Consider the following 23,355-nt stretch of genomic DNA (forward strand, 5'->3'; position numbering starts at 1 on the left):
TAAGTGTTATGTTCTTTAATGTAAATATACTATGATTTTTCAATTTTATCTAAAACAAAACAATGAAGTAACTTAGTATTATTCTAAACTAAGTAAGTACAGATATTACTTGAATAAAATGTTTATTTTTATACATATTTTATAATTCACTAACTTAATAATTATACAATGCATAAAATGAAAAAAAATGGTTGGATACTGGCATCCTTCCTTGCCATATTTTTTATGGTAACTTCTCAACAAACAATTGCACAAAGTAAAAAAAAGAAATCAGATAAAAACACTAAACAATTTGAGCTAAACGATAAAATGTTAAATATGTTTAGCTTTAGAAGTATTGGTCCGGCTGCATATTCTGGTCGTATTTCAGATTTAGCTGTAAATCCTGAGAATACTTCAGAGTATTATGTGGGTGTTGCCTCAGGGGGGTTATGGAAAACAGAAAATCACGGTACAACATTTAAACCAATTTTTGATAATCAAAATGTTTTTTCAATTGGTTGTTTGGCAATGGATCTAAATAATTCTAATGTTGTTTGGGTTGGTACAGGAGAGAATAACTCTCAACGTAATTTAGCATACGGTGATGGTGTTTATAAAACAACAGATGGCGGAAAATCTTTTACCAATATGGGGTTGAAAACGAGTTCTCAAATTGGTAAAATTATGATTGATCCTAGAAATAGCAATGTAGTATATGTTGCTTCTCAAGGACAAGCTTGGGGGCCAGGAGGAGAAAGAGGATTGTATAAAACTATTGATGGAGGTAAAACTTGGAATTGTATTTTAGAAATAGGTGAATACACAGGTGTTTCAGATATGGAAATGGATCCAAGAAACCCGGATATTTTATATGCTGCTTCTCATCAAAGAGAGCGAAGGGTGTATTCAAAAATTGATGGTGGTCCAGAATCTGCTATTTATAAATCAGTTGATGCTGGAGCAACTTGGAAAAAACAAACAAAAGGTCTTCCTAAAGGAGACGTTGGTAGAATTGGTTTGGCTTTATCACCAGCAAATCCTGATATTATTTATGCTGTTATTGAATTACCTGGAAATAAAGGTGGTTTTTATCGTTCTAGCGATATGGGTGAAAGTTGGGAAAAACGAAGCGATAAAGTCTCTGGTAGTCCCCAATATTATAATGAAGTATATGCAGACCCAATAAATCCTAATTTGGTAATATTAATGGATACTCGTAATGCACTTTCTGAAGATGGTGGAGCAACTTGGAAAAATATTGAAGGTGAAAATAAGCACGTTGATAACCATGTAATCTGGATTGATCCAGCTGATACAAATCATTATTTGGTAGGTTGTGATGGCGGTTTATATGAAAGTTACGATCGCGCAAAAACCTGGCAGTTTAAAAATAACCTTCCAATTACACAATATTACCATGTAAGAACAGATAACGATTTCCCATTTTATAATGTATATGGTGGTGCACAGGATAACGGTTCGTGGTTTGGACCATCACAAACAAATAGAAGATCATTAGTAAATGCTGATTGGACGTATACAATTGGAGGTGATGGTTATTTATCAATTCCAGATCCAAGTAATCCAGATATTCATTATTGTGAATCTCAGTATTGTGGAATTAGAAGATATGATAGAACTACGGGAAATAGTATTTCAATTAAACCACAACCAACAATTGATGAAGAATATAATTGGAACTGGAATACACCTTATTTCATAAGTTCATTTAACCCAAAAACACTTTATATTGGAGGAAATTATGTGTTGAAAAGCACTGATATGGGTGGAACTTGGAAAAAAGTAAGTAAAGATTTAACTCGTGGAATAGACCAGAATTCTTTACCAATGATGGGAAAAATGTGGCCGCCTGAAGCAGTTGCAAAAAATATGTCTACTTCTAAGTTTGGAAATATTTTTGCTTTGGCTGAATCTCCATTAAAACAAGGTTTATTGTATGCAGGAACTGATGACGGTTTAATTTGGATGACTGAGGATGACGGAGAAAATTGGAACAGATATGAGTCTTTTAAAGGAGTGCCAAATATGACTTTTGTTAATTATGTATTGCCTTCTCAACATAGTGAAAGTACGGTGTATGCTTGTTTTGATGGAAGAAAAAATAGTAGTGATTTTACACCTTATTTGATAAAAAGTACTGATAAGGGTAAAACCTGGACTTCCATAGCTTCAAATTTACCTAAAGGAACTGTTTATTGTATTCAGGAAGATTTTGAAAACCCTAATTTGTTATTTATTGGTACAGAATGGGGTGTTTGGACAAGTATAGATGGCGGTGGAAAATGGGTGCAGCTTAAAAAAGGAATTCCACCAATTCAAGTAAAGGACATTACAATCCAAAAACGTGAAAACGATTTGGTAGTTGCTACTTTTGGACGTGGATTTTATGTGTTAGACAATTATTCGTCATTAAGAAAATTAAGTGAAGAAATTACTAAAAAAGAGGCACATTTATTTGAAATTAGTGATGCCTTATTGTATTTTCCTTCAAGTAATTTAAATTATCAGGGCGATGTTCATTTTAGAACTCCAAATCCAGATCCTTCTGTAAAATTTGAATATTATATAAAAAATGGTTTCGAATCTTTAAAAGACAAAAGAATTAAGGCTCAAAAAGAAAGTGAAAAAACTTCAACATATTTTTATCCAACGGAAGAGGAATTAAGAGCTGAAAAAGAAGAATCAAAACCAAATTTAATTTTTACGGTTTACGATACTTCTGGAAATATTATGAGAAAAATAAGTGAACCATTAAAAAAGGGATATAATACAACTCACTGGGATTTATCTTATTTAGTGAATCGAGGTACAAAAGTTCCTCCAGGAGTTTATAAAGTTGCAATTGATAAAAACATTAAAGGCATTTCTACAAGGTTAGTGGAGCCTCAAACGTTTAATGTTACTTCTTTGCCAAATGCTTTAGGGACTGCCAATTATGTGGATAACTTTAATTTCTTAAAACAAGTAAATGACTTAAATGTGCTAGTTACTGCATCTAGAGGTAAAATTGATGATATGAATACTCGACTTAAAAACATGAAGAATATTCTTGGAAATATGCCAGTTGAGGCTGATGTATTAGTTACCAAAATTGATGCTTTACAAAAAGAAGTTGATGGAGTTGCAAAGGTTATTATTGGTGGTTTTGGAGCAAAAAACACGGTTGCAAGTAGGTTAAGATACGCCTTGTATACAACATATTCTGCACAAGTTGATATTACAGGAGCTCAAAAAGAGCAATTTAATATTGCAAATTCAGCATATAAAAATGAAGCACCTAAATTAAATAATTTGTTTAATGAAAAACTTCCTAATTTAGAAAAAGAGTTCGAAAAAAATGGTGGTGTATTATTTAATAATCCGCCTACTAGAAGACGTTTTTATGAAGAATAGAATTGTGAAATAAAATTGTAATAAGAAAGAGGTTATTTAAAAAGTGAATATATTTCGTTTTTAAACAACCTCTTTTAAGTTTTTATTTATACGTATATAGTTTAAATTTTTGAATTGAATATTCTCCAAAGGGTATACGAATATGTCTTCCCTGATGCGTTTGATCACCATTTAAATGACGAATGGTTTTCCATTTATTATTTTCAAAAATACCTTCATCAGCTTTTAAAATTCCAGCTTTATTAGTAGTTGAACCTATTGGTTTTACAGTGATAACAACTCCTGTGCCAACAAAATAAAACTCATCATTTTCTGTGTGAATAATTATTGCCCCCGTCATTGGCCAATCATCATCTTTAGCAGATGGATTCCAGCCTAAGGTTAGATCGTGTTTAAAAGTGAATTCATAGTTCCCAAATTCTTTTACAATTTCTTGATTTTCTTTATCAAAAAGCACGCCTTCAATTTTATCTTTTCCTTGGTATTCGGAGATAATAGGGGTTATTTGAGTTAATAAATTATATACTTTCCCCAATGGTTCATCTTCAGGTTTATTAGTTGATTCAATTGAAAAAGGAGAGAATCCTAAGGCTTCATAATGACCAATTGCATACAAAGATTTTGCAGCCACTGTTTTATCAAATTTATGTTCAGGAATAAAAAGAGGATCTCCTTGACGCACATATAAATCATTCCAATGCTTAAATCTTGGATTGTAAAAATCTGGTGCTAAAAAATCAATTGTTGGTCCCGCAGCTTTCCAAAGATCCATTAAATGGGGCAGAGGTCCTGCGCTTGGATATTCACCTGGTTCTTTTCCAGGCCTGTTAAGTGCAGCATTTACAAACATTGGGAGCGGATACATATTTTTACCAGCTTCAATTATTTTATTTGTAAATTTTGAATAATACCAAGCCATAAAAAGCTCATCTGTATGTTTGCCTTTTCCAAAAACAGATTCCCAATTTCCTTTTGTTTTAAAACCATTTGTTTTCCATATTTCAAAAAACTCAGGAACTAGTTTATTTTTATGTTGTTGTAAGTAATTTATTAAGTCTTTCGGCACTTCTTTTTTAAAAGATTCCTTTGCTAAAGGATGATAATCTCTTGCAGTTGGTAACATTCCAATTTCATTTTCAACCTGCATCATAATAACCGTATTTTCCTGACTGTCAATTAATTTAATATGTTGCATGAGTTTTTCAAATGCAATTAAATCTGCTTGTAAATTAGAATCACTAAAAGGAGTTAAAATTTCATGACTTAAACCTTTATCATCTTTAATTCTTGGAAATCTATCTTGATTTAATTTAACCCAATCAGGTGCATGACTTGACATACTATTTTTCCAGGAAGCGAACCATAAAAAAACAATTTTCATATTATTTTTTCTTGCTTCCAGTATTAATTGGTCAACAAGAGCAAAATCGAAATTGTTTTCTTCAGGCTCCAAAAGTTCCCAATAAATGGGAATTAGTACAGTATTTAAATGCATTCCTTTTATTTTTGGCCAAACAGAATTCATATATTCCTTGCTTGTTGCGGATGAATTCCCTAATTCTCCGCCCAAAATTAAAAATGGTTGATTCCCCACAATTAATTGAGTTGTTTTACCTTGTTTTAATAAATGAGGGATTTGATTTTGGCAAAAACTAATTTGGTATGTAAAAAGGGCAATTGAAAAAAATACTATTTTATAAATTTTGTTCATTTTAATTGTTGTTATTTTTGTGAGCATATTTTAGGATTTATATCACAGTTTTCAAAATAAATAGTTAAAAGTAACTCATTTTTTTAGATAGATTAAGTGATTCTTTATTAGAATAGTAAAAAACCGATCTATTATTGATATATGTGATAAAAGTCATAATAATTTAAAGTGTTTTTTATACATTTATTTAAATTTATATAAAATTTAATTGCGAAAAGTTTTTTATTAAATGATTAATTTAAAATTCGTCCCATTTTCGCCCTTTTTGAGTAGGAGTTTTTTCTTTCTGTTCATCATATTTAATTCAGTATCTTATTGTTACGGTCAAAATATACCTGTGCCTGAAAATATACAAGCAGCGCTATTGCCTAAAGTTTTAAAATTCAATTCAGAACTTTCAGAAAAAGTAAAAATTAAAATGCTAATTGTGTATGATAATAATTCTTTGAATACTAAAGATAAGTTTTTTAAAGAATTAAAAGGGGTAATGGAAATTAAGGCAATTAGATCAATTGAGTTGGACGAGACTATCTCAGGTTATGATCTTGTTTATTTTATGCCAGGACTTGCTGATTTAGCAATTATATGTAAATCACAAAAAATACTTTCGGTTACTGGAATTTCTCAATATGTTGAAGAAGGAAAAATTTCCTTAGGATTTGGAATTCAGAATAACAAGCCAAAGATATTTGTTAATTTAACTTCTTTAGATGAAGAGGGGCAATCGTTCTCCTCTGATATTTTAAGAATTGCAAAAATTTTTAATTGAACTAGCTATGAGTTTTAATAGAAAAATATTTGTTTTTATCATTTCTCTTCCACCACGTTCAAAAGTTTTAGTTGCTCTAATTTGTGTAATATCATCTTTTAAATTCAGTTCATCAAAATCTTTTTCATTAAAATCTAAAATGTTTTCTGTTTTCTTTTGTAATATTTTCCGTCCAAAAAATAAGCCAATTAAAAATGCGCCTAACATCCAGCAAAATATTTCTATGGAATGTGCGATTGTTTGGTCAGAAAATATTGATAAAATCATTTTTAGTATTTTTAATTAATTCTTATTTCAATTCTATTATTAAGTAATTTCCCTTCTTTAGTATATTTATTGGCTATTGGCTCAGCTTCACCTCTTGTAAAGGTGTTTATCTGAATTTTAGAAATCCCATTTTTTATAAAATATTCTTTTAATTTATTGGCTTTGTTTTTGCCTAAAATTAAATTATTTTCAAAATAACCCTTATTATTTGTATGGCCTGTAATATCAACTGTCTTTGATGGATTTTTTTCTGAAAACTGCTTTAGTAATTTGGTGTATTCAATTAACTCGGTATTCTCGATTAATAGATCGTTTTCAACAGTAACATACAATCTTTTATTTGAAATAGCATTCACAATACTATCTATTAGAATAGTATTTAATGGAATAAAACTTAATTCAATTCCATTGGAAAATGTTCCATTTTTATCAAAAACAAAAGGTTTATTATTTTTTGAAATTTTTATAGATTTTTGAGAGATACCTTTATTAATTAACTGATTTTTAAGTGAATTTGCACGTAAAAAACCTAAATTAGAATTTTCAGAGCTTGAATATTTTCCAATAATTTCTAATTGTTTATCGTAATTATTAATTAAAAATATGGATAGAGAATCTATCAAAAAAGGGATGCTGTCTATACTTGAGATTTTTTCAGAATTTTCAACAATACGAAACCCTTTAGAAAACCTAAAAATGGTTTCATTGTTACTAATTACATTTAAATTATTTAGAGCAGGTTGGCTTTTAGTTTCAATTATATTAGAAGGTCCTGTTCCATAAAAATTGATGTTTTTAAAATTTTTATGTGTTATTAAATAGTGAGAAGTTAATGCAATAATCACCCAAATGAAAAAAAAGAGAAAAGCCTTTAAATAATTTAGCATGAATATATAGTTAGCAGGCTAAATTTAATATATTTTAATGTTTATTACAAATCTATACTATTTAATATGAATAGATTAATGAAAAATTATTTCAATTTTGCAGATTCTACCAATTCTAGTTTATTCAAACTGGTTTTTGTAGTAAAAAAGCCATAATTAATAAAAGCATTGTTCTTTTCAATTTTATCAATTGTTCCACAAGCATTGCTATCAATTATTCTAACCTTGTCGTTAATTTTAAAGGTGTAATCAGCTTTTTGTTTAGCAATTTTTTTGGCTTCTGTTTTAAGATTCTCTCTTACTTTAGTTACTTCTACCAAAACTTCTTTTTCAATTGAAACTAGCTTTTCTTCAACTTTTTTCTTTTCTACCTTAACTTGTTTTTTTTGAGCTTTAGTTTTAGGCTTTGGTGGGTTCTTTTTAAGAAATTTTGTTTTTTCTAAAGAAATCCAATTATTGAACTCTAAATTAAGTTCTTTTTTATTATTAGTTTGAAGGTATTTATTTACCAATTCATTAATTTTTCTACCATATGCCAGCATTTTTTGATTGCTATCATACAATGCCTGAAAACTCTCTAGTTTCTCTTGAATTTTATCTTGCTTTACTGTTAATGAATCAGATTTTTCAGCTGCAATGTTTTTTTCTTTTTGCAAGTCTTTAGAAGTTCTCTGTAACTTATTACGCTCTTTTTGAAGGTTAGAAATAGTTTTATCCAATCTTACTTTTTCACCTTCAACTCTTTTTTTAGCTTTATTTATTAAACTAAAAGGAATTCCGTTTTTTTGTGCAACTTCAAATGTAAATGAACTCCCGGCTTGTCCAATAAATAAATGAAATAATGGTTCCAATGTTTTTTCATTAAACTGCATATTTGCATTGGCAACATTTTCTAATTCGCTGGCCAAAACTTTTAAATTTGCATAATGAGTTGTAATTATTCCAAAAGCTTTTTTATTGTAAAATTCCTCTAGAAATATTTCAGCTAAAGCTCCACCTAATTCAGGATCACTTCCGGTACCAAATTCATCTATTAAAAACAGCGTATTTTCATTACATCTTCTTAAAAAACTACGCATATTTTTTAAACGATAACTGTAAGTACTTAATTGATTTTCAATAGATTGGTTATCTCCAATATCAGTTAATATTTTATCGAAAAAATAAGTTGAAGAACGCTCATGAGCTGGAATTAATAATCCGGCCTGTAACATTGTTTGCAATAAACCTATTGTTTTTAAAGTAATACTTTTACCACCTGCATTTGGACCGGAAATAACAATAATTTGCTGTTTTTTATTTAATTCTAATGTTTGCGGTATAGTCTTTAATTTTTTTGCATTATTATTTAACAAGAGAATTGGGTGGTAAGCATCTCTAAAATAGATCTTTTTTTCTGATGTGATTTTTGGTAAACAAGCATTAATCTTTTTGGAGTATTTAGCTTTTGCTCCTATAACATCAAGTTTTATTAAATAGTTTTGATATTCAATTAAATTAGAGACATATGGTCTTATAACATTTGTTAATTCTTTTAAAATTCTAACAATTTCCTGATGTTCTTCGTATGCTAAATTTTGTAATTCTCTACTGTGTTGTAAAGTTGCTTCTGGAGCAATAAAAACGATGCTTCCAGTTTTAGAGCTTCCAAGCAAACTCCCTTTTACTTTTCTCCTATGCATTGCTAATACCGCTAAAACTCGCTGATTATCAACAACCGACTCTCTTATATTATCTAAATAACCTGCACCACTATATTGATTTAATGCTTTGGTAAAGCTTGAGCCAATTTTAGAACGAATCGAGTTAATTTCTCTTCGTATTTCTTTTAAAAGTACAGATGCATTTTCATTTACTTCACCAAATGGACTTATTATAGTATTGATATTCTCGGTTATAGATTTCTGATATTCAATATCTTCTGAAAAACTAAATAAAACAGGATAAATAGTTTTTAATTTTTTTAAAAATTTTAATAACTCATAAACAGTGTTAGAATTGTTTAATATTTTTAAAAAAGAAGCGGGTTCTAAATAACTATTTTCAATATTTAATAAGTGAATCTCTTTTTGAATATCATCAAAATAATGATTTGGAATTCTATTATCATTTACAAATGAAGAAAGGTATTCGTTCACTTGATTTAACTCAGGAAGTAATTTTTGGATCTTGTTAAAAGGTCTAATTTCTAAGGCACTATTTTTTCCTAAATCAGAAATACAAAGTTCACTTACCGATTGTAAAATGGTAAAAAATTCTAGATCAATTAATGTTTTTTCTGAAATGTTACTCATAAAAAGTGTTACTTTTGAAAAGTAAGACAAAAGTATAAATTTAACGTGAATAGCAATAATGAAAGTTGAAATTGATGATAATTGGAAGAGCTTACTTCAAGAAGAGTTTGAAAAGCCTTATTTTGAGCAACTTACTAATTTTGTAACAGAAGAATATAATGTGAATTCCTGCTTTCCGCCAGAGAATCAAATATTTGAAGCATTTAATTTATGCGCTTTGGAGGATTTAAAGGTCGTAATAATTGGTCAGGATCCTTACCATGGAGTTGGACAAGCGCACGGATTGTGCTTTTCGGTAAATGAAGGAATTCCACATCCACCTTCTTTAAAAAATATTTTTAAAGAAATTGAAACGGATTTAAATATTTCGTATCCAACAAGTGGAAATTTGGAACGTTGGGCTAAACAAGGTGTACTTTTATTAAATGCAACGCTAACTGTTAAAGCGCACAATGCAGGTTCTCATCAAAAGAAAGGTTGGGAACAATTTACAGATGCTGTAATTACAAAAATTTCGAATAAAAAGGAAAATATTGTGTTTTTACTATGGGGTGGCTTTGCAAAAAAGAAAGGAATAAAAATAAATAAAGCAAAGCATTTCGTTTTAGAAACAGGACACCCATCTCCACTAAGTGCCAATAGAGGTTATTGGTTTGGTAATAAACATTTTACAAAAACAAATAACTTCTTAAAAATCAATAATTTACAGCAAATAGAATGGTGATTAATATCATATATTATAAATGTAATATATGTTACTTTTACTGTAAATTAACCCGGATAAAATGAAAAACAAAATGAGATATATTGTAATTATTATTAGTGCTTTGGTATTGCTAAGTTGTAAAGATAAAGGTAATTATTCCAAGATAGATTCAGTTCAGGAAACCTCAAAAAAAACTACTCATAAAATAGTTGTAAATGAAATGAATGATGGTGGAAATTATGCTTATTTAAATGTAGCTGAAGGAGAAAAAGAATATTGGATGGCAATTCCAAATACCGACGTTAAAATTGGTGAAACGTACTATTATGATGGTGGAATGTTAATGAAAGATTTTGAAAGTGAGCATTTAAATAAAACTTTTGAATTTATAATATTTGCTGATGGAATTAGAGATACTGAGGAAATTGAAAAGAAAGAAGTTTCAGATCCACATGTTCACTCAAATACAGAAAAACCAAACGAGGTAGTTGTAAAGATTGCCCAACCTAAAGGTGGAACGGCTTTAGAAAATTTATTTTCGAAAAAAGAATCTTTTGCAAAAAAGTCGATTACTGTTAAAGGTAAAGTTGTGAAAGTGAATAATGGTATTTTGGATAAAAATTGGGTTCACATTGTTGATGGAACGCAGTTTGAAAACAAGAAAAGTTTAACTGTTACTACTTCAGAATTGATAAAAGTAGGGGATACGGTTACTTTTAAAGGAACAATTACTTTAGACAAAGACTTTGGATATGGTTATATTTATGATATTCTTTTAGAAGAAGGAGAATTGATAAAATAACAATATCCCTAATTAAACTTTATAAATTAAAAAAGCACCTTATAGGTGCTTTTTTTATTAACTAACTCTAAACTTATAATGAAAACAAAGCTAACCATTTCTTTGCTTCATAATATTATTAGCAATTGTCGTGCCAAAAAATAAAGTTAGATTATATTATTTAAACTAAATGACGTTGTGCTTTATATGATGACCGCACTAGAGCACCGCTTTCAACATATTTAAAGCCCATTTTTAAGCCAATTTCTTTATACTTATCAAATTGTTCAGGTGTAATAAATTCTTTAACAGGTAAGTGTTTTTTACTTGGCTGTAAATATTGTCCAATCGTTAAAATATCAACTTTAGCATTTGCTAAATCTTGCATTGTTTCAACAACTTCTTTTGCTGTCTCACCTAAACCAAGCATAATACCAGATTTAGTTCTACGCTGACCTTGATCTTTCATATATTTTAAAACTTCAAGACTGCGATCGTATTTAGCTTGTATTCTAACTTCACGAGTTAACCTTCTTACAGTTTCTAAATTATGAGAAACTACTTCGGGTGCAACCGCTAAAATTCTATCTATATTTGTTTTATTTCCTTGAAAATCTGGAATTAAAGTTTCTAAAGTTGTGTTTGGATTTGCTCTTCTAATTGCATTAATAGTTTCTGCCCAAATTATTGAACCGCCATCTTTAATATCATCTCTATCTACAGATGTAATTACAGCGTGTTTAATACTCATTAATTTAATAGATCTTGCTACTTTCTCTGGTTCTTCCCAGTCAACAGTTTCCGGTCTACCAGTTTTTACACCACAAAAACCACAAGAACGCGTGCAAATATTACCCAATATCATAAAAGTGGCTGTACCTTCAGTCCAGCATTCACCCATATTTGGACAACTTCCACTAGTACAAATAGTATTTAGTTTGTATTTTTCTACAACACCTCTTAATTCAGTATATTTTTTCCCAACAGGAAGTTTAACACGTAACCACTTTGGTTTTTGAGGTTTGTTAGGAGATGAGATAGTTTCTTGCGCCATTTTTAATAAAATTGAATGCAAAAGTACAAAGAAATTATAAACTAGTAAGGAACCAAATACTAAATCCAATTAAAAATAGAATTCCAAACCAACTTAATAATTTTAGTTGTAATGAAGGTCTCCATTTTTTTGGAGTATGTTTTCCTGATATTAAGATATAATTAATTATTGCAAAAAATGGAGCAGTTAAAAAGGATAATATGGTAGCTATTTTTATTAAGACTCCCATTTCAGACATGAAAAATGACAAAATTAAAATGGTTCCAATGGCAAGAAAACCAATCCAAAACCAGTACATATTTTTATAAGATTTATCAGTAAGTAAATCAAATGTTTTGGTCATTGCTCTGGGAGATGCATCTAATGTTGTAATTGTTGTGCTAAACATAGTTGTGAAAGCTGCAGCAGCAATAAAAATGTACATTTCAGGCCCTAAGTTTTTTGTGTAAAGAGTAATCAGTTGTTGTGAAAAATGTACAGCACTTCCACTAAAGTTTTCGCCAGAATTAAACATAATTAATGCTCCTAAAGAAACGAAACAAATTCCTAAAACTAAAGTTCCTGCATAGCCAATATTAAAATCGAAAATAGCATCTTTTGTTTTAAATTGATTTGAAATATTTTTTTGTTTCTCAATAGTCCAAAGTGATTGCCAAATAGACACATCAAGTGGAGCTGGCATCCATCCTAAAAAAGCAATTAAAAAACCAACTTCAAAGGTTCCTTTAGGAATTATTTGTGTAAAATCTTGAGGTGTGTTTGTTTTAAGGGCGGCAATTACTAATGCTATTATGGTACTTAAAGTTAATGTTACAATAATAATTTTCATTAAATTATCAAGAAGTTTGTATTTCCCAACAATTAAGAGAATAAGACAAATAACAGTAATAATTATGCTCCAAATTACAGGATTGGTAGTGATTCCAAATAAATTTGCAGCCAAACCAGCAGTTACTATAGTTACCGCAGCCTGTATAGTAAACATTGTAGCAAGGTTTAATGCAAAATAAGCAAAAAGTACACCTTTTCCCAGTTTTTTATAACCGTCTAATAAACTTTCACCTGTTGCAGTAGCATATCTCGGCCCAAATTGAAAAAATGGATATTTTACGATGTGAATTAAAACCAATGCCCAAATTAATCCGAAACCAAAATCGGCTCCAGCTCTGGTTGATTGTACCAAATGAGAAACACCTATTGCAGCTCCAGCAAAAAGTAAGCCTGGACCTAGTTTTTTTAACCAGTTAAGCTTTTTTGAATTCAATGGTTATCAGACTTTTTAATAATATCTGCAAGCAAATTTTTAGCTCTTAAAAGCTTTACTTTTATATTACTCATAGGTTCATTTAAAGTCTCAGCCATTTCTTTATAACTCATTTCTCTAAAATAACGAAGATTTATTATTTCCTGATAATGAGGTTTCAGCTGTTTAATATAGTTTAAAAGCTGCGCTAAGTTTTGCTCAATAATTAATTGATCTTCAGCAGAAGGTGATTCATCAAAAATTTTATATGCTTCAGATTCTTTTTTGTTAATTGATACAATATCAGCACGTTGTTTTCGAAGGTGGTCTAAAAATATGTTTTTAGAAATTGAAATTAACCACGTTTTAAAATTATAACGATCGTTGTACAAATGAATTTTATCAAATGCTTTTGAAAAAGTTTTAATGGTAATATCCTCAGCTTCATCTTCATTATCTGCCTTTGATAATTGAAAACGGAAAACATCACTCCAATAAGTATTTAAAAGCGTTTTAAATGCTTTTTCGTCCTTTTCTCGTGCTTTTTCAATTAATTCGGCAATATCAATGTTTTTCTTTACCAATGTGTAGGTTTTGAAATCAGATTTTTTATAAAGATAAACAATTGAATTGATATCAAAAATAGTTCATAAAAGGGAGTTAATAGAATTAAGTTGGTTTCATTCAATTTTTTTGCGGAAAAGCCAATTGATAAGTATAGAAATAATTGTCTGAAAATAATTAAGAGAACAACAATTTTCCAATTAAATTGAAAACTTAATAGTGTAATAGCAAACAACCAAAATAATATTTGAGAACTATAAAATAAGCCTAATAAAATTTTATGTTTCAATTTATAATGAGTTGCAGTAGAAACGTGTCTTCTTTTTTGTTGAATCCATTCTTTAAAAGAAGTTTTTGCAACGGATTCTGTAAAGCTAACTGCGGTATAACATGTTGAGATATTATTTTTTGTGGCAACTTCATTAATAAATAAATCATCATCTCCAGATTTTAAATGCATATGATTTACAAACCCGTTTACATTAAAAAAAGTTGATTTTGTATATGCCAAATTTCGCCCGACTCCCATATAAGGAATCCCAATTTTAGCGTAAGAAAAATATTGAATTGCGGTTAGCAAGGTTTCAAAACGAATGATTTTATTTAAAAAGGAATTTTTAATTTTTTGATAAGAGCCATAACCTAAAATAATTGATTTATTGCTAAAATTATTAGCCATTTCCTGAATCCAACTATTTGAAACTGGTTTGCAGTCGGCATCAGAAAAAATTAAATAGTCATTAGACGCGGCTTTAATTCCAAGTGTGAGCGCATATTTTTTACTTCCCCAAAATTGTTCATTTGCAGCAACATCAACAATTTTAATATTAATTGGAGCGTCTTTTTTGAATTGCTCCATAATTTCTAATGTATTGTCATAAGAACAATCATTTATAAGAACAATTTCGAAGTTTGGATAGTTTTGCTTTAGAAAATAGGGTAGGTTTGTTTTAAGATTTTCACCTTCATTCTTAGCACAAATTATTACCGAAATAGGTTGGTTAAAAAGCTTTTTAATTGGTTTTATTTTTGAAAATGAAAACGTACCAAAAAAAGGGATATAATAAAAAAATTGAATACAGAAAATTGCTATAAATGCAATAAATAGATATTCAAGCATTTATTACCTGTTTTCACATTCGTCAGCAGTTTTTCCACAAAAGCCACAAGGTTCACCGTTTTTGTTTAAATGTGGGTTTTGACTAGCGCAAGTACCTGCAAATTTACCGTCTCTTTTAGCCCATAATTTTATTGCAATTCCGGCAACACCTAAACCTAATAATACAAGGGTAATTAGTAGTAATTTCATTTTTTTAATTTATTTCTTGTTTCAATCTGTAAATTGGTATTTATAAGTAAAAATTTAATAATTTAAACCCATTTAACAATGGTTTTTTAAACCATAAATTCTAAGGTGCAAATATAAGCAAATCTCTTTATAGTTAATTTGTAATTTGTTTAATATTTAGTATTAAATTAAATTCAAAAAATAGGGATTTTATTTGTGGTAAATACAAGTAAATAACCAATTGTTAATAAGTTTGACTTGTTTTTTTCTTAAAATTTTGTTAATTTTGTAAAAGATTGATATTTGAATTTTCTTTGTTATTACTTTAGAAACTAAACCGGCTAAACATTGTAATTATAGAATTGATTGAATTAATTGAAAATATTGATCGGTTTACTACTAACAAAAAGGCTCGTCATTTTAAATGACGAGCCTTTATTTTTCTATTATAAAAAAGTTTAACTTTCTTTTTTAATTAACTCCTGTTGCACATTATTAGGAACTAATTCAAAACTAGAAAATTTTGTATTAAAACTTCCTCTACCTTGTGTAATAGAGCGCAAAGTTGTTGAGTACTTGTACATTTCTGCTAATGGAACTTTGGCCTTTATGGTTTGGTATTTTCCATCACTATCCATTCCTAAAATAATTGATCTTCTCGATTGTAAATCGGTCATTACATTACCCATTAATTCTTCAGGAACTTTTACATTTAACTCATGAATAGGTTCTAATAGTTTAGGCTTGGCTTCTAAAAAAGCAGCTTTAAAAGCGTGTGCTGCTGCAATTTTAAATGAAATATCATTAGAATCTACTGGGTGCATTTTTCCATCAAATAACATAACTCTAATGTCTCTAGCGTATGAACCAGTTAATGGGCCTTCTTCCATAACTTCTAATATTCCTTTTAAAACTGATGGTAAGTAACGAACATCAATTACACCACCAACTATGCAGTTATAAAATACTAATTTACCTCCCCATTCTAAATCTACTATTTCTTTTTTTCGAATGTTAAACCCATCAGGATCAGACATTCCATCATACCAAGGTTCAATTTTCATATGTACTTCTCCAAATTGACCTGATCCTCCAGATTGTTTTTTATGCTTGTAACTACTTGTAGCAGAACGTTGAATGGTTTCTCTATAAGTAATTCTAGGTTGTGTAAATTCAGCTTTTATTCCATAAATTTTTTGAAGTGTCCAATCTAAAGTTGCTAAATGCAATTCACCTTGACAAGATAAAATTTGTTGTTTAAGTTCAGTTGAATATTTTACAATTATTGTTGGATCCTGGCTGTGGATTTTTCTAAGTGCATCGTTTAATTTTTCTTCATCATTTTTATCTACTGCTTGTATACACTTACTTATTCTTGGTTCTGGGTAATTTATTGGTTTTATTGTAATGTTGGAACCTTTTGTTCTAAGGGTATCATTTGTCTCAGTATATTTTAATTTTAGGGTGGCGCCTATATCACCTGCACTTAATTTTTCAACAGGCTCACGGTTTTTTCCATCCATAATAAAAAGTTGATTTAATATTTCAACTTCTTCATTTCTAGAATTCTCTAACTTGTAATTTTGTTTAATTTCACCAGATTTTACTTTGAAAAAACTAATTTGACCTAAGTTTGGTTCGTATACCGTTTTGAAAACAAATAAGGATGTTGGAGCGTCTACTTTACATTCAATAGTATCACCTTCAACGCTTTGTTCTGGTTTTAAATCGGCTGCAGAAGGAGCTACATTGTCAATAAATCCCATTAATCTTCCCGAACCCATATCATTTAAAGCAGAAATACAAAAAACTGGAAATAACTCATGATTTAGCATTCCTTTTTTAATTCCTTCTCGCATTTCATCTTCGTTTAAAGTTCCTTTATCAAAATAAAGTTCCATTAAATCTTCATCGTTTTCAGCTGCTTTTTCAACCAATTCATTGTGTAATTCATTGGCAATATCAATTTGGTCGGCTGGAATTTTTAATTTTTCTGGTTTTCCTCCCTCAGGACCAAATTTGTACATTTTCATTTTAAGAACATCAATAATACACTGTGCTCCATCGACAATTAGTGGGTATTGAATTTTAACAGCATTGCTACCTACTAAATTTACAATACTTTTAAAACTTTCATCAAAATCTGCATTTGGACTGTCGATTTGATTTATTACAAATAAGGTTGGAAGCGAAAAACGATCCACATAATTCCAAATGATTTCTGTACCAACTTCAACACCTTGTTGGGCATTAACTACGGTAACTACAGAATCTGCTACACGCATAGTAGATGCAATTTCTCCAATGAAATCGTCTAAGCCAGGTGTGTCGATAATGTTTATTTTGTAGTTGCGCCATTCAGTGTGTAGAGGAGTGGCAAAAATGGAAGTTTCTCTTTCTTGCTCAATTTCGTGATAGTCTGAAACAGTGTTTTTGTTTTCTACGCTACCACGGCGTTTGACTAAGCCAGCTTCAAAGAGCATTGTTTCTGCTAAGGTAGTTTTACCACTTTTATGTGCACCTACAAAAGCAACATTTTTAATGTGTTTATCATCATATATTTTCATAATGTACCTGTTTTTGTATAAAGTTTTATAAAGTTACAAACTTTTTGTTTTAAAAAGATGACGAATGTTAGGTTTTAATTCAACTTGGAATTTTTAAAGTTGCAGAAAGTACCGTCGAGTAGAAGCAAAATTTTTAAGGATATTTTCAATACTTGTGATGAAAATTACAATTCATCATAAAAAAACTACAATTCAGGATGTTTAAATTTTATAATTGCATTTATACATAGACTTTTGAAGTATCAAAAAAATAATATTAACTTAAAATAATTTATTATGCAACATTTAATTTTAGCTATCGCAATGCTTTTTTCATCAATAATAGTAGCACAGGAATCTAGTAAATCAACAAAAAATGAATTCAAATCTGTAAAAGTGTCTGTTGTAAATGCAACAAATGACAAGGGAGAAATTGAATTTGCACTTTTTAATGAAGAAAATTTCAGAAAAGAATCATTAGAGTCAATTTCATCAACTATTAAAAACGGAGTTAGTACAGTTACTTTTAAGGGGCTTTTAGAAGGTTCTTATGCAATAATTTGTTATCACGATGCCAATGAAAATGGTAAAATGGACTTTGCTGAAAACGGAATGCCTATTGAGAATTATGGAGCATCAAATAATGTTATGAATTTTGGTCCACCTCAATTTGAAGATTCAAAATTTGTAGTGTCTAAAAACGATTTATCTTTAGAAATTAAGTTTTAAATTGCAGTTAAAATAGAAAACGTTTAATAAATGAGAAAAGACCTTAAATATCTGCTGAAAATATCAATAATTATTGCAATTGTAATATTTGTTATTGAAAAACTCGTTTTTGGAGGGGGTTTTAATTCATCAGTAAGTGACTTAATTAAGGCTTTTGGTATTCATTTTATGTATGCTTTTGTATTGTCAGCAATAAACGGATATTTTTATTACTATTTAAACGAAAGATATTCTTGGAAAGAGCATTCTAAAAAAAGATTGATAATTGGCGCTGCAGGATCAATAGTTTTATCAATGATTGGTTTAGTAGTATTAAGGTATATAACTTTGGTTATAATTTTAGGGAATCCTTTAGAATCTTTTTTAAATGATAAATATGCCTATAACTATTATTTATTTAGTCTTGCCTTAACACTAGTTGCAAGTTTGGTTTTTCATGCTATATTTTTTTACAAAGCATTAACAGAAAATAAAGTAAAAGAACAGCAAATAGTTGCCAAAACGGAAACAGCAAAATTTGAATCTTTAAAAAGTCAAATAGATCCACATTTTTTATTTAATAGTTTAAACGTTTTAACATCTCTTATTGGTGAAAATCCTAAACAAGCAGAAAAATTCACAACCAAATTATCAAAGGTTTATAGATATGTTTTAGAACAAAAAAGTAAGGATTTAATTGATTTAGATGAAGAATTGCAATTTGCAAAAGCGTATATGGAATTATTAAAAATGCGTTTTGAAAATGCTGTTATTTTTGAAATTCCAGAGAAATCAAGTAATCCAGAACTTAAAATTATCCCATTGTCTTTACAATTATTGTTGGAAAATACAATTAAACACAATGTGGTTTCGGAAGGCAATCCTTTAAAAGTTACAATTAAAGAAGAAAATGGGTATTTGGTGATAACAAATAATTACAATCCAAAAACAACTATAGAACAAGGTACAAGAGTTGGATTGAAAAATATAATTGACCGATATAACTTAATTACCTTAAAAAAAGTATCTGTTGAAAAACAAGCAGAAAAATTCACGGTAAAATTACCGTTATTAACACAAAAAACTACAATTATGAAATCGTCAGAAAATATAGAAAATAGTAAGTATATACGTGCAGTTGAACGCGTTGAAGAAATAAAAGGATTTTATTCAAGTCTAATTGCATATTGTATTGTAATTCCATTTTTAATTTATATTAATTTAAAATACGTGCCACAATTCCATTGGTTTTGGTTTCCAATAATGGGCTGGGGAATTGGTTTAATATTTCAGGCATTTAAAGCCTTTGCCTACAATCCATTTTTAGGAAGAGATTGGGAGGAACGAAAAATTAAAGAATATATGAATGAGGATAATAAACAATATTGGGAATAATTGATTTGCAGAAAAGAGAAAAATTAATTTATAAAAATTCACAAAATGAAAAAATATTATACAGAAGAAGATAAATATATTAGAGCTAAGAAAAAAGTGGAAGCAATAAAAGGTTTTTATGCGAACTTATTAGCGTATTGTTTGGTAATTCCTTTCCTGTTTTTCATTAACTATATGACGTCTCCAGGATATTATTGGTTTTGGTGGCCAATGTTTGGTTGGGGAATAGGAATTGCTTTTCACGCCTTTGGGGTTTTTGGACATAACATTATTTTAGGAAAAGACTGGGAGGAAAGAAAGATTAAGGAGATTATGGATAAAGATAATGATCAAAAATATTAATATCATGGAAAATTCAAATTTAGAAGAACAAAAATATATTAGAGCAAAAAAGAAAGTTAAAGCAATAAAAGGATTTTATGTACACCTTACGGTTTATATTTTAGTAAATTTATTTTTAATAATTACAAGAGCATTTTCAAATGACGGATTTGAAGATTTATGGCAATGGCAAACCTATAATACAGCTATATTTTGGGGAATAGGAATTGTTTTTCACGCTTTTAATGTTTTTGGAATGAACTTTTTATTAGGGTCTAATTGGGAAGAGCGAAAAATAAAAGAAATGATGGATAAAGATAAAAAGAAGGATTTGTGGGAGTAGGCCTTGAGTTTAAATGTGAAGAGTGGATATTACCAACAAGCTAAAACTAAGATAAAAAACTAAGACTGAGACTGAGACTGAGACTGAGACTGAGACTGAGACTAAGGCAAAGACTAAGACAAAAAACTAAGACTAAACCCAACAACTAACAACAAAGTATGAAAGTAGTAATAATTGAAGATGAAAAACCAGCTGCACGTAGATTAAGCAGAATGCTCAATGAATTTGATATTGAGCCTATAGCTATGTTGCACTCTGTTGAAGAATCAATAAATTGGTTTCATAATAATGAACATCCAGATCTGCTTTTTTTAGATATTCAGCTATCTGATGGTTTGTCTTTTGAAATTTTTGAAGAGATAGAGGTGGAAAGTTCAATTATTTTTACAACAGCATATGATGAATATGCGTTAAAAGCTTTTAAGTTAAACAGTGTTGATTATTTATTAAAACCAATAGATTCAGATGAATTAGAAAATGCAATTAATCAATTTAAAACTTTACATCTTGCAAATTCAAATGTTGGTTTAAATTTTGAACAAATTAAAAACTTAATTACTCCAACTCAAAAAGAGTACAAAAAACGGTTTACGGTTAAAATTGGTCAGCATTTAAAAATGATTTCAATAGAGTCTATTGAGTGTTTTTATAGTGAAAATAAAGGAACTCATATTCATACTACAAATAATAGAAGTTATTTATTAGAAGAAACTTTAGAGCAATTAGAAGATAAGTTAGCACCCGAAATTTTCTTTAGAGTTAGTAGAAAATATTTTGTAAATATAAATTCGATAAAAGACATTATTTCTTATACAAATAGCCGATTAAAATTAATACTTCATTCTTTTAATGAATCAGAGATTATTGTGAGTAGAGAGCGGGTAAAAGATTTTAAAAATTGGATAGATTAAATTTTACTCATAAAAGCTTCATTTTCTTTTTGTTATAATAAAATAAATTCAGTAAATTTGCACTCCTTTTTACGAGAACAGATTTAAAAAGGAATAGATTTAAAATTTATATAAATAATCTCTTAACGTTATTATCGTTTAAAAATCTGAATAACAATAAGATACAAATAATAATCATCAGCAAATATGTCTGAAGAATCAAAAAAAACTGAAGAGCAAGTAGATGCTACTGAAGTAAAAAAAACAACAGCAAAAGCAAAAACTACAAAAGCTGACGCTGAAAAAGCAACTGATAAAGTTGAAGAAACTGTAAAAGAAGTGGAAGCTCCAGTTGCGGTTAAAGAAGCTAAAGTTGAAGAAACTGTAAAAGAAGTGGAAGCTCCTGCAGCAGTTGAAGAAACTAAAGTTGAAGAAGTAAAAGTTAGTCCTGAAGAATTTTTAGAAAATTTTAACTGGCATAAATACGAAGAAGGTATTGATGAAGTTGATGAAGATAACATTAAAGCTTTTGAAGCAGCTTTAGAGGGTACTTTAGGTTTAGTAAATGAAAGAGAAGTAATTGATGGAACAGTTGTAAGAAAAACTGACCGTGAAGCAATTATTGATATTAACTCTAAATCTGAAGGAGTTATTTCATTAAACGAATTTCGTTACAATCCAGGTTTAAAAGTTGGAGATGTAGTTGAAGTTTTAGTTGACAAAAGAGAAGATAGCACTGGTCAATTAGTATTATCACACAAAAAAGCAAGAGTTATTAAAGCTTGGGATCGTGTAAATAATGCACATGAAACAGGTGAAGTAGTTAACGGTTTCGTTAAATGCAGAACTCGTGGAGGTATGATTGTAGATGTTTTTGGAATTGAAGCATTCTTACCAGGTTCTCAAATTGATGTGAAACCAATTAGAGATTACGATCAATACGTTGAGAAAACAATGGAATTCAAAGTTGTGAAAATCAACCAAGAATTTAAAAATGTTGTTGTATCTCATAAAGCTCTTATTGAAGCTGATATTGAAATTCAGAAAAAAGAAATTATTGGTAAATTAGAAAAAGGACAAGTATTAGAAGGTGTTGTTAAAAACATTACTTCTTACGGTGTATTTGTTGATTTAGGTGGTGTTGACGGTTTAGTTCACATTACAGATTTATCTTGGTCTAGAATCAATCACCCAAGTGAGGTTGTTGAATTAGATCAAACATTAAACGTTGTAATTCTTGATTTTGATGATGAGAAAACAAGAATTCAATTAGGTTTAAAACAATTAAATGCGCACCCTTGGGAAGCATTAGATGATACTATTAAGGTAGGTGATACAGTAAAAGGTAAAGTAGTTGTACTTGCTGATTACGGTGCATTTATTGAAGTAGCACAAGGAGTTGAAGGATTAATTCACGTTTCTGAAATGTCATGGTCTACACATTTACGTTCTGCACAAGATTTCGTATCTGTTGGTGATGAGGTTGAAGCTCAGGTGTTAACTTTAGATAGAGAAGAAAGAAAAATGTCATTAGGTATTAAGCAATTACATCCAGATCCTTGGAATAACATTGCAGAAAAATACCCAGTTGGTTCAACACATACAGGTACTGTACGTAACTACACTAACTTTGGTGTTTTTGTTGAGTTAGAAGAAGGAATTGACGGATTGGTTTACATTTCTGATCTTTCTTGGACTAAGAAAATTAAGCATCCATCAGATTTTGTATCTGTAGGAGATAAATTAGAAGTTCAAGTTATTGAATTAGATGTTGAAGGACGTAAATTAAACTTAGGTCACAAACAAACTACTGAAAATCCTTGGGATGCTCACGAAGCTACTTTTGCTATTGATTCTATTCACGAAGGAACTGTAAAAGAGAAAAGTGATAAAGGTCTTATTGTATCTTTACAAGATGGAGTTGAGGCGTTTGTACCAAGTCGTTTTACAACTAAGGAAGATGGAACTAAATTAGCTAAAGGAGATAGATAAATTTAAAGTTATTGAATTTAACAAAGAATTTAGACGTGTTGTAGCTTCTCACACATCAATATTTAAAGCACAAGAAGAGAAAAATATCAAAGTAGCTCAGAAAAAAGCTGAATCTGCTGATAAAACAACTCTTGGAGATTTAGGTGGCGATTTAGCTGCATTAAAGAAAAAAATGGAAGGGAAATAAGATTCTCTAATAT

Annotated in this window: 19 protein-coding genes and 1 pseudogene; 10 read left to right on the forward strand and 10 right to left on the reverse strand. The window is 29.3% G+C overall.

Annotation, left to right across the window (positions count from 1 at the left end; all coding sequences use genetic code 11):
• The first annotated feature begins 168 nt into the window (after window positions 1-168).
• A complete protein-coding gene (locus tag CHB63_RS01620) occupies window positions 169-3,396 on the forward strand; it encodes a WD40/YVTN/BNR-like repeat-containing protein (RefSeq protein WP_089376690.1) in 3,228 nt (1,075 codons plus the stop codon).
• Window positions 3,397-3,478: 82 nt separating this feature from the next.
• On the opposite strand, the gene CHB63_RS01625 is transcribed toward CHB63_RS01620, so the two are convergent.
• Window positions 3,479-5,107 (reverse strand): GH35 family beta-galactosidase, encoded by a 1,629-nt coding sequence (locus CHB63_RS01625; protein ID WP_089377547.1) that lies wholly within the window; start codon window positions 5,105-5,107, stop codon window positions 3,479-3,481.
• A 337-nt stretch (window positions 5,108-5,444) separates the two neighbouring features.
• Between CHB63_RS01625 and CHB63_RS01630 the strand changes: the two genes are divergently transcribed.
• Entirely contained in the window at window positions 5,445-5,876 is a 432-nt protein-coding gene (locus tag CHB63_RS01630; protein WP_176420210.1) for a YfiR/HmsC family protein, read from the forward strand.
• Here CHB63_RS01630 and CHB63_RS01635 read toward each other — a convergent pair.
• The 3 genes from CHB63_RS01635 to CHB63_RS01645 all read right to left on the reverse strand — a co-directional run bounded on the left by CHB63_RS01635 (window position 5,850) and on the right by CHB63_RS01645 (window position 9,324).
• Complete coding sequence (locus tag CHB63_RS01635) at window positions 5,850-6,143, reverse strand: hypothetical protein (protein ID WP_141107241.1); 294 nt, start codon at window positions 6,141-6,143, stop codon at window positions 5,850-5,852. The genes CHB63_RS01630 and CHB63_RS01635 overlap by 27 nt on opposite strands.
• A gap of 11 nt (window positions 6,144-6,154) precedes the next feature.
• Complete coding sequence (locus CHB63_RS01640) at window positions 6,155-7,030, reverse strand: OmpA family protein (protein ID WP_089376693.1); 876 nt, start codon at window positions 7,028-7,030, stop codon at window positions 6,155-6,157.
• An 86-nt stretch (window positions 7,031-7,116) separates the two neighbouring features.
• Window positions 7,117-9,324 (reverse strand): endonuclease MutS2, encoded by a 2,208-nt coding sequence (locus CHB63_RS01645; protein ID WP_089376694.1) that lies wholly within the window; start codon window positions 9,322-9,324, stop codon window positions 7,117-7,119.
• A 58-nt stretch (window positions 9,325-9,382) separates the two neighbouring features.
• Here CHB63_RS01645 and ung point away from each other — a divergent pair, with 58 nt between their 5' ends.
• Entirely contained in the window at window positions 9,383-10,048 is a 666-nt protein-coding gene (ung, locus tag CHB63_RS01650; RefSeq protein WP_089376695.1) for a uracil-DNA glycosylase, read from the forward strand.
• A gap of 61 nt (window positions 10,049-10,109) precedes the next feature.
• Window positions 10,110-10,832 (forward strand): hypothetical protein, encoded by a 723-nt coding sequence (locus tag CHB63_RS01655; protein ID WP_089376696.1) that lies wholly within the window; start codon window positions 10,110-10,112, stop codon window positions 10,830-10,832.
• Window positions 10,833-10,992: 160 nt separating this feature from the next.
• Here CHB63_RS01655 and lipA read toward each other — a convergent pair whose 3' ends face one another.
• From lipA to CHB63_RS01685, 6 genes are all read right to left on the reverse strand, one after another.
• Complete coding sequence (gene lipA, locus CHB63_RS01660) at window positions 10,993-11,865, reverse strand: lipoyl synthase (RefSeq protein WP_089377548.1); 873 nt, start codon at window positions 11,863-11,865, stop codon at window positions 10,993-10,995.
• 34 nt (window positions 11,866-11,899) lie between these two features.
• Window positions 11,900-13,129 carry an NRAMP family divalent metal transporter gene (locus CHB63_RS01665; RefSeq protein WP_089376697.1) on the reverse strand — a complete coding sequence of 410 codons (1,230 nt, stop codon included), beginning with the start codon at window positions 13,127-13,129 and terminating at the stop codon, window positions 11,900-11,902.
• Complete coding sequence (locus CHB63_RS01670) at window positions 13,126-13,692, reverse strand: RNA polymerase sigma factor (RefSeq protein ID WP_245856730.1); 567 nt, start codon at window positions 13,690-13,692, stop codon at window positions 13,126-13,128. The genes CHB63_RS01665 and CHB63_RS01670 overlap by 4 nt, the downstream gene beginning before the upstream one ends.
• Window positions 13,686-14,792: a glycosyltransferase gene (locus CHB63_RS01675; RefSeq protein ID WP_089376698.1), complete on the reverse strand. Its 1,107-nt coding sequence runs from the start codon at window positions 14,790-14,792 to the stop codon at window positions 13,686-13,688. Before CHB63_RS01675 ends, CHB63_RS01670 begins: the two co-directional genes overlap by 7 nt.
• 3 nt (window positions 14,793-14,795) lie before the next feature.
• Window positions 14,796-14,981: a membrane or secreted protein gene (locus CHB63_RS01680; RefSeq protein WP_089376699.1), complete on the reverse strand. Its 186-nt coding sequence runs from the start codon at window positions 14,979-14,981 to the stop codon at window positions 14,796-14,798.
• Between the two features lie 437 nt (window positions 14,982-15,418).
• Window positions 15,419-17,527: an elongation factor G gene (locus CHB63_RS01685; RefSeq protein ID WP_089376700.1), complete on the reverse strand. Its 2,109-nt coding sequence runs from the start codon at window positions 17,525-17,527 to the stop codon at window positions 15,419-15,421.
• A 276-nt stretch (window positions 17,528-17,803) separates the two neighbouring features.
• On the opposite strand from CHB63_RS01685, the gene CHB63_RS01690 reads away from it, so the two are divergent.
• From CHB63_RS01690 to rpsA, 6 genes and pseudogenes are all read left to right on the forward strand, one after another.
• Window positions 17,804-18,235 carry a DUF2141 domain-containing protein gene (locus CHB63_RS01690; RefSeq protein ID WP_089376701.1) on the forward strand — a complete coding sequence of 144 codons (432 nt, stop codon included), beginning with the start codon at window positions 17,804-17,806 and terminating at the stop codon, window positions 18,233-18,235.
• Between the two features lie 30 nt (window positions 18,236-18,265).
• Entirely contained in the window at window positions 18,266-19,609 is a 1,344-nt protein-coding gene (locus CHB63_RS01695; protein WP_089376702.1) for a 2TM domain-containing protein, read from the forward strand.
• Window positions 19,610-19,654: 45 nt separating this feature from the next.
• Window positions 19,655-19,951 (forward strand): 2TM domain-containing protein, encoded by a 297-nt coding sequence (locus tag CHB63_RS01700; RefSeq protein WP_089376703.1) that lies wholly within the window; start codon window positions 19,655-19,657, stop codon window positions 19,949-19,951.
• A 4-nt stretch (window positions 19,952-19,955) separates the two neighbouring features.
• Window positions 19,956-20,273 (forward strand): 2TM domain-containing protein, encoded by a 318-nt coding sequence (locus CHB63_RS01705; RefSeq protein ID WP_176420212.1) that lies wholly within the window; start codon window positions 19,956-19,958, stop codon window positions 20,271-20,273.
• A 158-nt stretch (window positions 20,274-20,431) separates the two neighbouring features.
• Entirely contained in the window at window positions 20,432-21,184 is a 753-nt protein-coding gene (locus CHB63_RS01710) for a LytR/AlgR family response regulator transcription factor (protein ID WP_089376705.1), read from the forward strand.
• 372 nt (window positions 21,185-21,556) lie between these two features.
• Window positions 21,557-23,342, forward strand: a pseudogene (gene rpsA, locus CHB63_RS01715) (30S ribosomal protein S1).
• The last annotated feature ends 13 nt before the right edge of the window (window positions 23,343-23,355 follow it).

Source organism: Lutibacter flavus (assembly GCF_900188355.1).
In the GTDB taxonomy this organism is placed as follows: Bacteria; Bacteroidota; Bacteroidia; order Flavobacteriales; family Flavobacteriaceae; genus Lutibacter; species Lutibacter flavus.

Excerpts from the sequence above, each read along its gene's own strand:
- CHB63_RS01620 (WP_089376690.1), top strand. The coding sequence starts at position 169 with ATGCATAAAATGAAAAAAAATGGTTGGATACTGGCATCCTTCCTTGCC.
- CHB63_RS01625 (WP_089377547.1), bottom strand. The coding sequence starts at position 5,107 with ATGAACAAAATTTATAAAATAGTATTTTTTTCAATTGCCCTTTTTACA.
- CHB63_RS01635 (WP_141107241.1), bottom strand. The coding sequence starts at position 6,143 with ATGATTTTATCAATATTTTCTGACCAAACAATCGCACATTCCATAGAA.
- CHB63_RS01640 (WP_089376693.1), bottom strand. The coding sequence starts at position 7,030 with ATGCTAAATTATTTAAAGGCTTTTCTCTTTTTTTTCATTTGGGTGATT.
- CHB63_RS01645 (WP_089376694.1), bottom strand. The coding sequence starts at position 9,324 with ATGAGTAACATTTCAGAAAAAACATTAATTGATCTAGAATTTTTTACC.
- ung (WP_089376695.1), top strand. The coding sequence starts at position 9,383 with ATGAAAGTTGAAATTGATGATAATTGGAAGAGCTTACTTCAAGAAGAG.
- CHB63_RS01655 (WP_089376696.1), top strand. The coding sequence starts at position 10,110 with ATGAAAAACAAAATGAGATATATTGTAATTATTATTAGTGCTTTGGTA.
- lipA (WP_089377548.1), bottom strand. The coding sequence starts at position 11,865 with ATGGCGCAAGAAACTATCTCATCTCCTAACAAACCTCAAAAACCAAAG.
- CHB63_RS01675 (WP_089376698.1), bottom strand. The coding sequence starts at position 14,792 with ATGCTTGAATATCTATTTATTGCATTTATAGCAATTTTCTGTATTCAA.
- CHB63_RS01680 (WP_089376699.1), bottom strand. The coding sequence starts at position 14,981 with ATGAAATTACTACTAATTACCCTTGTATTATTAGGTTTAGGTGTTGCC.
- CHB63_RS01685 (WP_089376700.1), bottom strand. The coding sequence starts at position 17,527 with ATGAAAATATATGATGATAAACACATTAAAAATGTTGCTTTTGTAGGT.
- CHB63_RS01690 (WP_089376701.1), top strand. The coding sequence starts at position 17,804 with ATGCAACATTTAATTTTAGCTATCGCAATGCTTTTTTCATCAATAATA.
- CHB63_RS01695 (WP_089376702.1), top strand. The coding sequence starts at position 18,266 with ATGAGAAAAGACCTTAAATATCTGCTGAAAATATCAATAATTATTGCA.
- CHB63_RS01700 (WP_089376703.1), top strand. The coding sequence starts at position 19,655 with ATGAAAAAATATTATACAGAAGAAGATAAATATATTAGAGCTAAGAAA.
- CHB63_RS01705 (WP_176420212.1), top strand. The coding sequence starts at position 19,956 with ATGGAAAATTCAAATTTAGAAGAACAAAAATATATTAGAGCAAAAAAG.
- CHB63_RS01710 (WP_089376705.1), top strand. The coding sequence starts at position 20,432 with ATGAAAGTAGTAATAATTGAAGATGAAAAACCAGCTGCACGTAGATTA.